This is a genomic window from Tabrizicola flagellatus, assembly GCF_046295235.1.
Lineage (GTDB): Bacteria > Pseudomonadota > Alphaproteobacteria > Rhodobacterales > Rhodobacteraceae > Tabrizicola > Tabrizicola flagellata_A.
This window is the reverse complement of record NZ_JBKBLV010000005.1, coordinates 57,363-71,059: the sequence shown is the minus strand read 5'-3', so window position 1 is coordinate 71,059 and position 13,697 is coordinate 57,363. Positions and strand designations below refer to the sequence as shown.

Sequence of the window (13,697 nt, the reverse complement as noted above, 5' to 3'; positions counted from 1 at the left end):
CGGCACGATCCAGGATGCCGCCGGACATCCAACTAGGGAGAGAGAGATGAAAAAGACGCTTCTTGCCGCAGGCTTCGCCGCGCTGATGGGCACAACCGCGATGGCGGAAGGTATCGGTGTGTCGATGGCGAAGTTCGACGACAACTTCCTGACCGTTCTGCGCAACGGCATCCAGGCCCAGGCCGATGCCGCCGGGCTTTCGGTGCAGATCGAGGACGCTCAGGACGACGTCGCCAAGCAACTGGACCAGATCAACAACTTCATCGCGAGCGGCGTGGACGCGATCATCGTGAACCCGGTCGATACCTCGGCGACCCAGGCGATATCCGACGCCGCCGCTGCCGCGGGCGTGCCGCTGGTCTATGTGAACCGCCAGCCGATCAACGTGGACAGCTTGCCCGACAACCAGGCCTTCGTCGCCTCGAACGAAGCCGAGTCCTCGCGGCAGGGCTTCATCGAACAGTGCAACCAGTGGAAGGCCGCGGGCAAGGAGGAGGTCAGCGTCTACGTCCTGCAGGGCCAGCTTTCAAACCAGGCCGCCGTGCAGCGCACGCAGAACTATTACGACGTGATCAACGAAGGCCTCTGCCCGGTGAAGGTCAACGTGATCGACCAGCAGACCGCGAACTGGAGCCGCGACGAGGCCCAGAACCTGATGACCAACTGGCTCTCGACCGGCACGGCCTTTGACGGCGTGCTGGCCAACAACGACGAGATGGCTCTGGGCGCGATCCAGGCGATGAAGGCGGCGGGGATCGACATGGCGTCGGTCATCGTTTCGGGCGTCGATGCAACCCAGGACGCGCTGGCCTCGATGCAGGCCGGGGAACTGGACATCACCGTGTTCCAGAACGCAGCGGCCCAAGGGGGTGGCGCGCTGGACGCGGCGGTCAAGCTGGCGAAGGGCGAGGCGGTGGACCAGAAGGTCTACATCCCGTTCGAGCTGGTGACCCCGGCGAACATGGCCGACTACATGGCGAAGAACTGAGCCCCTTCCGGGCACCTGCGGGGCGGCCGGCGACGGTCGCCCCGTTTTCTGGCGGATCGGGTATCATCGACCGAATTCCGTCATCGCTTACTTGGGGAGGGGCGACGTGGCAGAAGCAACCCATGGCCTGGGCGGCCTGAAATACGATCCGGCAAAGCGCACGCGCGCGCCCGAATGGAACGTCTTCGGCGCGCTCGTCCTGATCGTCCTGATCTTCGAGATCCTGAACCGCATGCAGGGGGGGTCGTTCCTCTTCAACATGCGCGACAACGTCGATGCGATCTTCAACCAGCAGCGGCTGGACATCATGATCCTGCAGGTCGCGATCGTCGGGATCATCGCGCTGGGGGTGACCCAGGTCATCATCATCGGCGGGATCGACCTGTCGTCGGGCAGCGTCGTGGGCGCGACGGCGATGATCGTGATGAGCTTCGCGCAGACCGCCGTGGTCAACGGCAACCCGAACCCGAAGGCGATCTTCGGCGACTGGGCGATGGACCTGCCGGTGATCGTGCCGATCGCGGTGGGTCTCGCTTGCGGCCTGGTCGCCGGTCTGGTGAATGGCCTGCTGGTCGCCTACACGAAGATCCCGCCCTTCATCGCCACGCTGGGGATGATGGTCAGCGCAAGGGGCGTGGCGCGCTGGTGGTCGAACGGGCAGCCGGTCAGCTTTCCCACCGCCGAATACGGCCAACTTGCGAACGGCGACCTCCTGGGCAGTCTGACCTTCGGCCTGATCCACTGGCCGGGCCAGAACCCCGCCGTGGTGTTCGTGATGCTGGCGGTGCTGTTCCACGTCATCATGACCTACACGCTCTACGGCAAGCGCTGCTATGCCATCGGGTCGAACGAGGCCGCGGCCCGGATGTCGGGGATCAACGTCGATCGGCACAAGGTGCTGGTCTATGCGATTGCCGGGCTGCTGGCGGCGGTTGCGGCCGTCCTTCTGACCTCGAAGAATCTCACGGCCCAGGCGGGTATGGGGGTGATGTATGAACTCGACGCCATCGCCATGGCAGTGATCGGCGGGGTCAGCCTTGCCGGGGGTCGTGGCTCGATCATCGGCACCGTGCTCGGCGCGGCGATCTTTTCCGTCATCATCTCCGGCTTCACCTCGGTCAAGCTGGACGCCTACTATCAGGAGATGGTCAAGGGCGCGATCATCGTCGGCGCCGTGGTGCTGGACCAGTGGCGGCAGCGCAAGCGGGCAAGGGGGTAAGGCGCATGTCCAGGATCATTCTGGAAACCCGGGGTCTGACCAAGCATTACGGCGGCGTTCATGCGCTGGAGGATGCGAACTTCATCCTGCACGAGGGCGAACACGTCGCCGTCGTCGGCGACAACGGCGCGGGCAAGTCCACCTTCGTCCGCCAGGTGACGGCGGTGGAGCAGCGCACGGCGGGCGAGATCATCTTCGACGGCCGGCCGGTGCATTTCTCGGGACCGCTCGAAGCGCGCGAAGCGGGAATCGAGACGGTGTTCCAGACGCTGGCGCTGGCGGACGATCTGGACGTACCGTCGAACCTGTTTCTCGGGCGCGAGATCTTCAAATGGCGGCTCGGGCCGTTTTCCTGGCTGGACCGCAAGACGATGCGTGATCGGACGCTCGAGGCGCTGAAGACCACGGCCGTCAAGATCCCCAATGTCGACAACCCGATCCGAAACATGTCGGGCGGCCAGCGCCAGTGCGTTGCCATCGCGCGGACGGCGGCATTCGCGTCCAAGCTCGTCATCATGGACGAACCGACGGCGGCGCTGGGGGTGCAAGAGACGGCGCAGGTGGAAAACATCATCCGGGGGCTGAAGGACCGGGGCATCCCGATGATCCTGATCAGCCACAACCTGCGGCAGGTGTTCGATCTGGTGGACCGGATCGTCGTCTTCCGTCGCGGCCGGATCGTCGCCTCGCTGCGCCGGGACGAGACGGACGGGAACGACATCGTGTCCTACATCACCGGCGTGAAGGGCGGATCGGACGCAGCCTATGCCTGACCACAAGGACACCGTCGCCGTCATCGCGGGCGGCACTCAAGGCCTCGGTCTGGCGATCGCCGAGGCACTGGTCGCCGATGGCTGCACTCGGCTGGTCGTCGCGGGCCGTCGGCTGGCCGGGGGCGAGGCGGCGGTGCGTCGTCTGCGGGGCCTGGGCGCCGACGCGCATTTCCGGCGCGCCGACATGGGCGTGGTCGAGGATGCAGTGGCGCTGGTCGATGCGGCGGCGGCCCGGTTCGGGCGGGTGACGGCGCTGGTCAACGCGGCAGCGACGACCGAGAGGGGGTCGATCCTCGACTGCTCGCCCGCCGATTTCGACAGGCATATCGCGGTGAACACGCGGGGGCCGTTCTTCGCCTTGCAGCGGTTCGCACAGCTGGCGGTGGCCGGCGGGCATCCGGCAAGCGCGGTGAACATCCTGTCGATGGTGGTGCATTGCGGCCAGTCCTACCTTGCGCCCTATTCGGCCTCGAAGGCGGCGCTGGCGAATGTCACGAAGAACGCGGCCCAGGCGCTGCGGAAGCATCGGATCCGGGTCAACGGGATCAACTGCGGCTGGATGGACACGCCCGGAGAGGACGAGACGCAGCGCCGCTTCCATGGCGCGCGGGATGGCTGGCTTGCCGAGGCCGAGGCGCGGCAGCCGATGGGGATGCTGGTCAAGCCCGTCCATGTCGCTGGGCTGGCCAGCTACTTGCTTTCCGACGCGTCCGGCGTGATGACCGGCGCATTGGTGGATTTCGATCAGAACGTCGCCGGGGCCTACCCGGAGTAAGGAGAGAAATGACGATCAGATTCGGGCTTCTGGGTGCGGGGCGCATCGGGAAGGTGCATGCGAAGGCGGTGACGGGCAATCCGGCCGCGAAGCTGGTGGCGGTGTCGGACGCGATGCCCGCCGCGGCGCAGGCGATTGCCGATCAGTATGGCTGCGAGGTGCGGACCATCGACGCCATCGCGGCGGCCAAGGATATCGACGCGGTGGTGATCTGCACCCCGACCGATACCCATGCCGACCTGATCGAGCAGTTCGTGAAGGCCGGGAAGGCCGTGTTCTGCGAAAAGCCCATCGACCTGAGCCTCGCACGCGTGAAGCAGTGCCTGGAGGTCGTCCGCGACCACAAGGGCACGCTGATGGTCGGCTTCAACCGCCGCTTCGACCCGCATTTCCGCGCGGTCAGGGCCGAGATCGACAAGGGCACCATCGGCAAGGTCGAGATGGTGGTCATCACCAGCCGCGATCCGGGCGCGCCGCCTGTGGATTACATCAAGCGGTCGGGCGGGATCTTCCGGGACATGACGATCCACGACTTCGACATGGCCCGGTTCCTGCTGGGCGAGGAAGTCGCCGAGGTCTCGGCCATGGCCTCGGTCCTGGTCGATCCCGAGATCGGCAAGGCCGGGGACAGCGATTCCGTGCAGGTGATGCTGCGGACGGCCTCGGGGAAGATGGCCGTGATCTCGAACAGCCGCCGGGCGACCTATGGCTACGACCAGCGGATCGAGGTGCACGGGTCGGGCGGATCGGTCGCGGCGGAGAACCAGCGTCCCGTTTCGATCGAGGTGGCGACGGGGGCGGGCTATACCCGGCCGCCACTGCACGACTTCTTCATGACCCGCTATACCGAGGCCTATGCGGCCGAGATCGCGGCCTTCATCGACGCGATGGCGGGCAAGGCCAAGGCGTCGCCTTCGGGCGAGGACGGGCTTCTGGCCCTGGCCCTGGCCGAGGCCGCGCTGAAGTCGGTCGCCGAGGGGCGCGTCGTGAAGATGAGCGAGATTCTCTGACCTGAGGTCCAGTCTGTCCACGGTGGACATTTTCCGATTTCGACATGGAATCAAAATGTTGATCGTGGGCGTATACGAAAGATTAACCTTTGGCCGACCCCCCTTGGTCGGCCTTTTCCATCTCGATGAACCGCAGCATTGAGAGCGGGCGCCCGACCTGATAGAAGGCGCCAACTCTTGAGGAGACCCGGACATGGCAGACGAAACCCCGGCAGGGAATGGCGCGACGGCTGCGCCGCAGCAGATAAAGATGCAAGTGTTGGCCCAGTATGTGCGCGACTTGTCTTTCGAGAACGTGGTCGTGCAGAAAGGTCTGAGCGCCGGCGAAGTGCAGCCCGACATCCAGGTCGCGGTCAGCCTCGACGCCCGCAAGCGCCCTGTCCCGAACCAGTTCGAGGTCATCACCAAATACAAGGTGACTTCGAAGAACAAGGTCAACGGCGACGTGCTGTTCCTGCTGGAAGTGGAATACGGCGCGACCTTCCACATCGAGGGCGTCGCGGAGGAACAGCTGCACCCCTTCCTGCTGATCGAGTGCCCGCGCCTGATGTTCCCCTTCGTGCGCCGCATCATCTCGGACGTGACGCGGGACGGTGGCTTCCCGCCGCTGAACGTCGATACCGTAGACTTCATGTCGCTCTACCGTCAGGAACTGGCGCGGCGGGCGCAAGCCCAGGCGCAACAGGCGGCGCCGGGCGAGCAGATCAACTGAGCCCGCAGTCCTGGGTTCTGGCTAGGCGTCCTTTGTCCAGATGGCCGAGGCGCCCATCCGGGCAATCATCTCGGCATGGGCAGCGGCTTCCGCCTCGGTGATCCGGGGCGGCAGCGGGTGCGGGCGCGGGTGCGGGCGCCAGGCGACAGCCTCGCCCGTTACGGTGCGGCCGGGCAGCGGGCTGGCCGAGCCGAGGACCAGATCGGGCTGCCGGCCGCCGATCAGCTCCAGATAGACCTCGGCCAGGATTTCGCTGTCGAGCAGCGCGCCGTGCTTTTCGCGCATCGAGTTGTCGATGCCGAACCGCCGGCACAGCGCATCGAGCGAGGCAGGAGAGCCGGGAAACTTCGTCCGGGCAAGCATCACCGTGTCCGTCGCCCGGGCGAGGGGCAACACCGGCAGGCCGGCGCGTTCCAGTTCGAAGTTCAGGAACTTCATGTCGAAGGCGGCGTTGTGGATCACCAGCTGGGCATCGCCGACGAAATCGAGGAACGCCCGCGCGATCCGGGCAAAAACCGGCTTGTCCCGCAGGGTGATGCCGCCGGGGACGGGCTTTGCGGGGCTTTCCAGGATGTCATGGCCGATGCCGTGCACCTCGAACGCCCCCAGCGGCATGCTGCGTTCGGGGTTGATATACTGGTGCCAGGTCCTGCCGGTCGGCAGATGGTTGAACAGCTCGACCGCGCCGATTTCGACGATGCGGTGGCCTTCTGCGGGTTCCAGTCCGGTGGTTTCGGTGTCGAGGACGATTTCACGCATCTTTGGTCCGCCGGATGTCTTTCAGCACATCTTTCACGGCCTGCCGGGCGCCTTCAAGGCTGGTCGTGGGGATGATGTAATCGGCGCGCCGGCGCTTTTCCTCATCGGGCATCTGGCGGTCGAGGATGGTCTGGAATTCGGCCTCGGTCATGCCGCGCATCAAGACGCGTTCGCGCTGAACCTCCGGGGGCGCCGAGACCACGGCAACAGCGTCGCAGGCCTTTTCGAGGCCGATTTCATAGAGAAGGGGCACGTCGAGAAGGACGATGGGCGCATCCGCATGGGCAAGGAAGCGGGCGCGATCCTGGGCGACAAGCGGGTGGACGGCGGCGTTGAGACGGTCAAGCACTGTGGCATCTTCGTTGATGAGGGCGCGCAGGCGGGGCCTGTTGACGCGGCCGTCCGGGTCCATCGCATCGGGGAAAAGACGCGAGACGATCAGGGCGGCGGGTTGGCCGGGCTGATAGAGGCGGTGCACAGTGGCATCGGCGTCCCAGACGGGAAGACCCTCTTCGGCGAACATCCGGGCGGTGGTGGACTTGCCCATCCCGATGGAGCCGGTCAGGCCAAGGACGAAAGCCCTTTTCATGCCGAAAGAACGGCCTTGCGGGTCGCCTCGTCCACCTCGGGCCGGACGCCGAACCAGCGTTCGAAGCCGGGGGCCGCCTGGTGGAGCAGCATGCCGAGCCCGTCAACGACGATGCCGCCACGCTCCTCGGCCTCGATCAGGAACTGGGTCTTGAGCGGCGTATAGACCAGGTCGTTGCAGACTGCCCCGGGGTTCAGGCGGTGCATCGGGACGTTGAAGTCGGCCTTGCCGGTCATGCCGAGAGATGTCGTGTTGATGACCGTGACCGCGTCGTCGAGAAGGTTCGGGGCCTGGACCCATTCGTGAACGTGGATCTTGGCGCCGAAGTCCTGGCGGATGGCGTCCGCGCGAGCGCGGGTGCGGTTGGCGAGGCGGATTTCGGGGACTCCGACCTCGATCAGCGCGGCGACCACGGCGCGGGCGGCGCCGCCTGCCCCAAGCACGACAGCCGGGCCGGAGGCCGGTTTCCAGTCGGGTGCGTTCTGGCGCAGGTTGGCGATGAAGCCGGAACCGTCGGTGTTGTCGGCGTGGATCTTGCCGTCCTTGCGGAAGATCAGCGTGTTCGCGGCCCCGATCAACGCGGCGCGGTCGGTCACGACATCGGCGATCTGGAGGATGGCCTCCTTGAGCGGGATCGTGACGTTGCAGCCGACGAAGCCGAGGTCCGGCAAGGTGCGCAGCAGGCGGGGCAGATCGAGGGGCGCAATGTCGATCGGGATGTAATGGCCCTTGATGTTGTAGCGTTTCAGCCAGTAGCCGTGCAGCGCCGGGCTGCGGCTGTGCGCGACGGGGTGGCCAATGACGGCGGCAAGGGGGATGCGGGGGTGATCAGTCATGTGGCGATCATGCCCCGGTTGCCGAGCCAAGCCAACAGCGGCAGAAGCGGCAGGCCGAGAATAGTGAAATGGTCGCCAACGATGGCGGAGAACAGGCGGACGCCTTCCTCTTCCACCTTGTAGCAGCCGACGGAATGGCGGATCGAGTCCCAGTTCCGCTCGACATAGTCATCCAGATAGGCGTCGGAGAAGCGGTGCATGGTCAGGCGGGCCTCGGCGACGTGGCGCCATACGGGTTCGGCGTTTTCATAGACGACGGCGGCGGAGAGGAGCTTGTGGGTCTTGCCCCGAAGCTGCCGCAGCTGTTGGCGGGCATCGTCGGGGGTTTCGGGTTTGGCAAAGGTATCGCGGTCAAGCGCGAGGACCTGATCGCAGCCGAGGACAAGCGCGTCGGGATGCTTCTCGGCGACCTTGCGCGCCTTCATCTCGGCCAGGGCGTCGGCGATGTCGCGGGGGGTCGCTCCCTCGGCCACCAGGGAATCCCGGACGCTGGCCTCATCCACGCGCGGAGCGACGGGGATCGGCTCAAGGCCCGCGGCGCGGAGCATCGACAGGCGGGTGGCGGAGGTGGAGGCGAGGATCAGGGTCGGGGGCAAGGCTGTGAATAACCTCGGTTTGTTCCTGGGTCCGGAATGGGGGCCATTGAGGCTCTGCGGGTGGCCCTGTGATCAGGCAGCCAGTTCCGCGGCGGCTGTGCCAGAGATATCCCGTTGTGCATGGCCTTGTCACGCGACTCGGGAGAAGTGGTTATGCCCGGGGAGAGGGCAGCACTCGCCTGTGGATTGCGCATCAAGTGATCAAGAAACAAGTATTTGCTTTATAATGATTTTTTTCATCCCGCCATGGCCTTTCAGGGATTTTCCCGGATTTGTCCACAGCCTCTTCCCTGTGGAGCGATCTGGGGGAGAGTCGGGAAATCCCGTCGTCCACAGCCCCAACAGCATCAGCATTCCTTCTTTTCTTTATTCTTAATAGAAGAAGTTGACTTGAACGAACGGAGTGGGACGATGCTTGCAACGATCACGGATTTCCTGGCCGACTGGTACCTGGTCACGAAGTCGCTGCATGTCGTGTCGGTGATCACCTGGATGGCCGGGATTTTCTACCTGCCGCGCCTCTTCGTCTATCACGTCGAACAGGTCGAGATGGGGTCGCCCACCGACAAGATGTTCCAGACGATGGAGCGGCGGCTTCTGCGCGGGATCATGAACCCGTCGTTGATCGCGACCTGGGTCTTCGGCCTGGCGCTGGTCTTTACGCCGGGCGTGGTGGACTGGTCCTTCGTCTGGCCCTGGGTAAAGGCCGTCTGCATCCTGACCATGACCTGGTTCCATCATTGGCTGGGACTGCGACGGAAAGAATTCGTCATGGGCACCAACACCCGCAGCGGGCGCACCTATCGCATGATGAACGAGGTTCCGACGATCCTGATGCTGGTCATCGTCTTTGCCGTCATCACCCGCTTCTGATTGACTTTTGGCCGGGGCGCGATTAGGTGCCGCCATGCGGGGCCGTCCGGTCCATCGCGTCTCCCGTTCCAGATCCGCCGAGGTTTCCCGCATTGCGCGGGACCCGCACAAAGGTATGACATGACCGTCGAACGCTTGAATCTCGCCCAGTTGAAAGCCAAGACCCCGGCCGATCTTCTGGCCATGGCCGAAGAGTGGGAGATCGAGAACGCCCCCAGCATGCGCAAGGGCGAGATGATGTTCTCGATCCTGAAGGAGCATGCCGAGGAAGGCTGGGAGATCGGCGGCGACGGGGTGCTGGAAGTCTTGCAGGACGGGTTCGGGTTCCTGCGCTCTCCAGAAGCCAACTACCTGCCGGGTCCGGATGACATCTACGTCTCACCGGAGATGATCCGCCAGTTCAGCCTGCGCACAGGCGACACGATCGAGGGCGTCATCAAGGCCCCGCAGGAGAACGAACGCTATTTCAGCCTGGTCAAGGCCACGAAGATCAACTTCGACGATCCCGAAAAGGCCAAGCACAAGGTCCATTTCGACAACCTTACGCCGCTTTACCCGGACGAGCGGCTGAAGATGGAAATCGACGATCCGACGATCAAGGACCGCTCCGCCCGGATCATCGACCTGGTGTCGCCGATCGGGAAAGGCCAGCGCGCGCTGATCGTGGCGCCGCCGCGGACCGGCAAGACGGTGCTGTTGCAGAACATCGCCCATTCGATTGCTACCAACCATCCCGAGTGCTATCTGATCGTCCTGCTGATCGACGAGCGCCCCGAGGAAGTGACCGACATGCAGCGGTCCGTGAAGGGAGAGGTCGTGTCCTCGACCTTCGACGAACCAGCGACGCGGCACGTCGCCGTGGCGGAAATGGTGATCGAGAAGGCCAAGCGCCTGGTCGAACACAAGCGCGACGTGGTGATCCTGCTCGATTCCATCACCCGCCTGGGCCGGGCCTTCAACACCGTGGTGCCGTCCTCGGGCAAGGTCCTGACCGGTGGTGTCGATGCCAATGCCCTGCAACGTCCGAAGCGGTTCTTCGGTGCTGCCCGGAACATCGAGGAAGGCGGGTCGCTGACCATCATCGCCACCGCGCTGATCGACACCGGCAGCCGGATGGACGAGGTGATCTTCGAGGAGTTCAAGGGCACTGGCAACTGCGAGATCGTGCTGGACCGCAAGGTCGCCGATAAGCGCGTGTTCCCGGCGATGGACATCCTGAAATCCGGCACCCGGAAAGAGGACCTGCTGGTGGACAAGACCGACCTGCAGAAGACCTATGTCCTGCGCCGCATCCTGAACCCGATGGGGACGACGGATGCCATCGAGTTCCTGATCTCGAAGCTGAAGCAGACGAAGACGAACGCGGAATTCTTCGAGTCGATGAACACCTGACAGGCGGTTGGCGATGGACACGATCTATGCCCTCGCCACGGCGCGGGGTCGGTCGGGCCTCGCCGTGGTACGGATCTCGGGACCGGCGGCGCCTGCGGCCGGTCTTGCGCTTTGCGGGTCCCTCCCTGCCGCCCGCGTGGCGGGGCTGCGGCGGTTGACCTGGGGCGGAGAGCTTCTGGACGAGGCCCTGGTACTTTCGTTCGCCGAGGGCGCCAGCTTTACCGGCGAGGCGCTGGTGGAACTGCACTGTCATGGCGGCCCGGCGGTGGTGGGGGCTGTCCTTCGGGCCTTGTCCGAGCAGCCGGGACTTCGGCTGGCCGAGCCCGGAGAGTTCACCCGCCGCGCGCTGGAGAACGGCGTCCTGGACCTGGCGCAGGTCGAGGGTCTGGCCGACCTGATCGACGCCGAGACCGAGGCGCAGCGGCGTCAGGCGGTTCGGGTGCTGTCGGGGGCGGTGGGCCAGAAGGTCGAGGGCTGGCGACGTGACCTGATCCGGGCAGGGGCGCTTCTGGAAGCGACCATCGACTTTGCGGACGAGGACGTGCCGGTGGACGTCTCGCCCGAGGTTCTGGCGCTGATCGACGGGCTGATGGACGATCTTGGCCGCGAGGCCGCCGGGGTCATGGCGGCCGAACGCATCCGCGACGGGTTCGAAGTGGCGATTGTCGGCGCCCCGAACGCCGGCAAATCGACGCTTCTGAACCAGCTGGCGGGGCGGGAGGCGGCGATCACCAGCGAAATTGCCGGGACGACGCGCGACGTGATCGAGGTGCGGATGGAGATTGCCGGGCTACCCGTGACCTTTCTGGACACGGCCGGCCTGCGCGATACCGAGGATCGGCTGGAACGCGCCGGGATCGAGCGGGCGCTTGCCCGAGCCGAGGCGGCCGACCTGCGGCTGTTCCTGTCGGACGGATCGGATTTGCCGCTGGAGCCGGTAGGCGATGATATTGTGGTAATAGGTAAGGCCGACACCAGATCTGGGATTTCTGGCTTGGCTGTCTCGGGCAAGACCGGGCAAGGCGTCCCGGAACTGATGGCGCGGATCGGCGAAATCCTGGCGCAGCGGGTGGGCTCGGCTGGCGCCCTGGTGCGCGAACGGCATCGCGTGGCCGTGACGACGGCGATTGCCGCTCTGGCCGAGTCACGGGCGGAAGTGGTAAGACCCGACTCGCGCGTCGAGCTGGCGGCGGAGCATCTGCGGCAGGCGGTCCGGGCACTGGATGCCTTGGTCGGACGAGTGGATGTCGACGATCTGCTGGGCGAGATCTTCGCCAGCTTCTGTATCGGCAAGTAAGGGGTGTTCCACGTGAAACACTACGATGTCATCGTGATTGGCGGCGGCCATGCGGGCGCCGAAGCGGCGGCGGCGGCGGCCCGGATGGGGGTGGCCACGGCTCTGGTCACGTTGCGCGTGGAAACGCTGGGTGCGATGTCCTGCAATCCGGCGATCGGCGGATTGGGCAAGGGCCACCTTGTGCGCGAGATTGACGCGCTGGACGGGCTGATGGGTCGGATGGCGGATCGGGCGGGGATCCAGTTTCGCCTGCTGAACCGCCGGAAGGGGCCCGCCGTGCAGGGCCCAAGGGCACAGATCGACCGGCGCTTGTACCGCGAGGCGATGCGGGCGGAGCTGCTGGCGACTCCGGGCCTCGACGTGATCGAGGGCGAGGTCGCGGGGCTGCGCATGGCTGGGGATGCCGTGGCAGGCGTTGTGCTGGCCTCGGGCGTGGAGCTTGCCTCGGGCCGCGTCGTGCTGACGGCAGGGACCTTCCTGAACGGCGTGATCCATATCGGCGACCGGCGGATGTCGGGCGGACGGATGGGCGATTCGCCCTCCAGGCTGCTGGCGGCCCAACTGGCCGAACTGGCGCTTCCGGCGGGACGCCTGAAGACCGGGACGCCGCCCCGCCTGGACGGGCGCACCATCGACTGGGCCCGGCTGGAGAGCCAGCCGGGAGACGATGATCCCGCGATGTTCTCCTTCCTGAGCCGGGCGCCAGAGGCAAGGCAGGTATCCTGCGGGATCACCCATACCTCCGAGGCGACACACCAGATCGTGCGGGAGAACCTTGGTCGTTCCGCCATGTATGGTGGTCACATTGAAGGTGTCGGCCCGCGGTATTGCCCGTCGATCGAGGACAAGGTGGTGCGTTTTGCCGACAAGACCTCGCACCAGGTGTTCCTGGAGCCGGAGGGGCTGGACGATCACACAGTCTATCCGAACGGCCTGTCGACCTCGCTGCCCGAGGAGGTCCAGCATGCCTATATCCGCACGATTCCGGGTCTGGAGCAGACGGTGATTCTCCAACCGGGCTACGCGATCGAATACGATTACTTCGATCCGCGCGGCCTGCACCGAAGTCTGGAAACACGCGCTGTGAAGGGGTTGTACTTTGCCGGACAGATCAATGGGACGACCGGCTATGAGGAGGCGGGCGCACAAGGTATAGTAGCAGGCATCAATGCGGCCGCCTCATCCAGGGATCGGGAGCCGATCGAGTTCAGCCGGGCCGACAGCTATATCGGTGTGATGATCGACGATCTGGTCTCGCGCGGGGTGACCGAGCCATATCGCATGTTCACCTCGCGGGCAGAGTTCCGGCTGACTGTGCGGGCAGACAATGCGGATCGGCGGCTGACGCCCGTCGGGATTGACGCCGGGTGCGTGGGTGAAGGGCGCCGAATCGCATTCGAAAGCAAGGTGTGCAAGCTTGAAGCTGGGCGAAGAACGCTTTGCGAAATCATGATCGGGCCGAAGGCACTTAACGAGGCCGGCGTTGCCGTTAGCAAGGACGGCGTGAAACGATCGGCCTATGAAGTCCTGTCTCTGGCTGGCATGGATCTGGGTGTTGTCTCCCAGGCTTTCCCCGCCTACCAGATGTTGGACCGGGATGTGCTCGCGCAACTCCAGATCGATTCGACATACGAGCAGTATGCGGAACGCCAGGCCAAGGAGGTTGCAGACCTGCGACGACAGGAAGCCCAGCGCATACCGCGGGGCTTTGATTATGGGATGATCTCGGGGCTGTCGAACGAGCTCAGACAGAAGCTCTCGCGGGCTGAGCCCGAATCGATTCTGGAGGCGTCACGCATAGAGGGCGTCACCCCGGTCGCGCTGCTGCTTGTGCTGGCACACCTGCGAAAACCCGGCGAGCGACGGGCCGGATGATGA

14 protein-coding genes are annotated in these 13,697 nt (G+C 65.1%); 10 read left to right on the top strand and 4 right to left on the bottom strand.

The features are described 5' to 3' along the window. The first annotated feature begins 46 nt into the window (after positions 1-46). From ACK4IU_RS03250 to secB, 6 genes are all read left to right on the top strand, one after another. Positions 47-988 (top strand): substrate-binding domain-containing protein, encoded by a 942-nt coding sequence (locus tag ACK4IU_RS03250; RefSeq protein WP_409731621.1) that lies wholly within the window; start codon positions 47-49, stop codon positions 986-988. 106 nt (positions 989-1,094) lie between these two features. Beyond that, positions 1,095-2,207 (top strand): ABC transporter permease, encoded by a 1,113-nt coding sequence (locus tag ACK4IU_RS03245; RefSeq protein ID WP_409731619.1) that lies wholly within the window; start codon positions 1,095-1,097, stop codon positions 2,205-2,207. Positions 2,208-2,212: 5 nt separating this feature from the next. Next, positions 2,213-2,980: an ATP-binding cassette domain-containing protein gene (locus ACK4IU_RS03240; protein WP_149587213.1), complete on the top strand. Its 768-nt coding sequence runs from the start codon at positions 2,213-2,215 to the stop codon at positions 2,978-2,980. Next, positions 2,973-3,755: an SDR family oxidoreductase gene (locus ACK4IU_RS03235; protein ID WP_409731617.1), complete on the top strand. Its 783-nt coding sequence runs from the start codon at positions 2,973-2,975 to the stop codon at positions 3,753-3,755. Before ACK4IU_RS03240 ends, ACK4IU_RS03235 begins: the two co-directional genes overlap by 8 nt. Positions 3,756-3,763: 8 nt before the next feature. Next, the gene (gene iolG / locus ACK4IU_RS03230; protein WP_409731615.1) at positions 3,764-4,765 is read left to right on the top strand and encodes an inositol 2-dehydrogenase; all 1,002 of its coding nucleotides are present in this window, start codon (positions 3,764-3,766) and stop codon (positions 4,763-4,765) included. Between the two features lie 193 nt (positions 4,766-4,958). Next, positions 4,959-5,477 (top strand): protein-export chaperone SecB, encoded by a 519-nt coding sequence (gene secB / locus ACK4IU_RS03225; RefSeq protein ID WP_409731613.1) that lies wholly within the window; start codon positions 4,959-4,961, stop codon positions 5,475-5,477. Between the two features lie 21 nt (positions 5,478-5,498). Here the strand turns inward: secB and dnaQ are convergent, their stop codons facing one another. From dnaQ to ACK4IU_RS03205, 4 genes are read right to left on the bottom strand one after another with little or no spacing between them, the layout of a single operon-like run. Continuing rightward, complete coding sequence (dnaQ, locus tag ACK4IU_RS03220; protein ID WP_409731611.1) at positions 5,499-6,236, bottom strand: DNA polymerase III subunit epsilon; 738 nt, start codon at positions 6,234-6,236, stop codon at positions 5,499-5,501. Next, the gene (coaE, locus tag ACK4IU_RS03215) at positions 6,229-6,825 is read right to left on the bottom strand and encodes a dephospho-CoA kinase (protein WP_409731609.1); all 597 of its coding nucleotides are present in this window, start codon (positions 6,823-6,825) and stop codon (positions 6,229-6,231) included. Before coaE ends, dnaQ begins: the two co-directional genes overlap by 8 nt. Beyond that, a complete protein-coding gene (locus ACK4IU_RS03210) occupies positions 6,822-7,661 on the bottom strand; it encodes a shikimate dehydrogenase (RefSeq protein ID WP_409731607.1) in 840 nt (279 codons plus the stop codon). Before ACK4IU_RS03210 ends, coaE begins: the two co-directional genes overlap by 4 nt. Then, positions 7,658-8,257, bottom strand: a complete 600-nt coding sequence (locus tag ACK4IU_RS03205) for a Maf family protein (RefSeq protein ID WP_409731605.1) — start codon at positions 8,255-8,257, stop codon at positions 7,658-7,660. The genes ACK4IU_RS03210 and ACK4IU_RS03205 overlap by 4 nt, the downstream gene beginning before the upstream one ends. A 411-nt stretch (positions 8,258-8,668) precedes the next feature. Between ACK4IU_RS03205 and ACK4IU_RS03200 the strand changes: the two genes are divergently transcribed. The 4 genes from ACK4IU_RS03200 to mnmG all read left to right on the top strand — a co-directional run bounded on the left by ACK4IU_RS03200 (position 8,669) and on the right by mnmG (position 13,694). Further along, on the top strand, positions 8,669-9,130 hold the full coding sequence (locus ACK4IU_RS03200) for a CopD family protein (protein WP_409731603.1): 462 nt from the start codon (positions 8,669-8,671) through the stop codon (positions 9,128-9,130). Positions 9,131-9,250: 120 nt separating this feature from the next. Beyond that, entirely contained in the window at positions 9,251-10,522 is a 1,272-nt protein-coding gene (gene rho, locus ACK4IU_RS03195) for a transcription termination factor Rho (protein WP_149587222.1), read from the top strand. Positions 10,523-10,535: 13 nt separating this feature from the next. Further along, positions 10,536-11,819, top strand: a complete 1,284-nt coding sequence (gene mnmE / locus ACK4IU_RS03190; protein ID WP_409731601.1) for a tRNA uridine-5-carboxymethylaminomethyl(34) synthesis GTPase MnmE — start codon at positions 10,536-10,538, stop codon at positions 11,817-11,819. Positions 11,820-11,831: 12 nt separating this feature from the next. Then, positions 11,832-13,694, top strand: coding sequence for a tRNA uridine-5-carboxymethylaminomethyl(34) synthesis enzyme MnmG (gene mnmG / locus ACK4IU_RS03185; RefSeq protein WP_409731599.1), 1,863 nt, complete (start codon positions 11,832-11,834; stop codon positions 13,692-13,694). Positions 13,695-13,697 lie beyond the last annotated feature (3 nt).

Coding starts and splice junctions, on each gene's coding strand:
- ACK4IU_RS03250 (WP_409731621.1), top strand. CDS start 47: ATGAAAAAGACGCTTCTTGCCGCAGGCTTCGCCGCGCTGATGGGCACA.
- iolG (WP_409731615.1), top strand. CDS start 3,764: ATGACGATCAGATTCGGGCTTCTGGGTGCGGGGCGCATCGGGAAGGTG.
- rho (WP_149587222.1), top strand. CDS start 9,251: ATGACCGTCGAACGCTTGAATCTCGCCCAGTTGAAAGCCAAGACCCCG.
- dnaQ (WP_409731611.1), bottom strand. CDS start 6,236: ATGCGTGAAATCGTCCTCGACACCGAAACCACCGGACTGGAACCCGCA.
- ACK4IU_RS03235 (WP_409731617.1), top strand. CDS start 2,973: ATGCCTGACCACAAGGACACCGTCGCCGTCATCGCGGGCGGCACTCAA.
- ACK4IU_RS03200 (WP_409731603.1), top strand. CDS start 8,669: ATGCTTGCAACGATCACGGATTTCCTGGCCGACTGGTACCTGGTCACG.
- ACK4IU_RS03210 (WP_409731607.1), bottom strand. CDS start 7,661: ATGACTGATCACCCCCGCATCCCCCTTGCCGCCGTCATTGGCCACCCC.
- mnmE (WP_409731601.1), top strand. CDS start 10,536: ATGGACACGATCTATGCCCTCGCCACGGCGCGGGGTCGGTCGGGCCTC.
- coaE (WP_409731609.1), bottom strand. CDS start 6,825: ATGAAAAGGGCTTTCGTCCTTGGCCTGACCGGCTCCATCGGGATGGGC.
- secB (WP_409731613.1), top strand. CDS start 4,959: ATGGCAGACGAAACCCCGGCAGGGAATGGCGCGACGGCTGCGCCGCAG.
- ACK4IU_RS03240 (WP_149587213.1), top strand. CDS start 2,213: ATGTCCAGGATCATTCTGGAAACCCGGGGTCTGACCAAGCATTACGGC.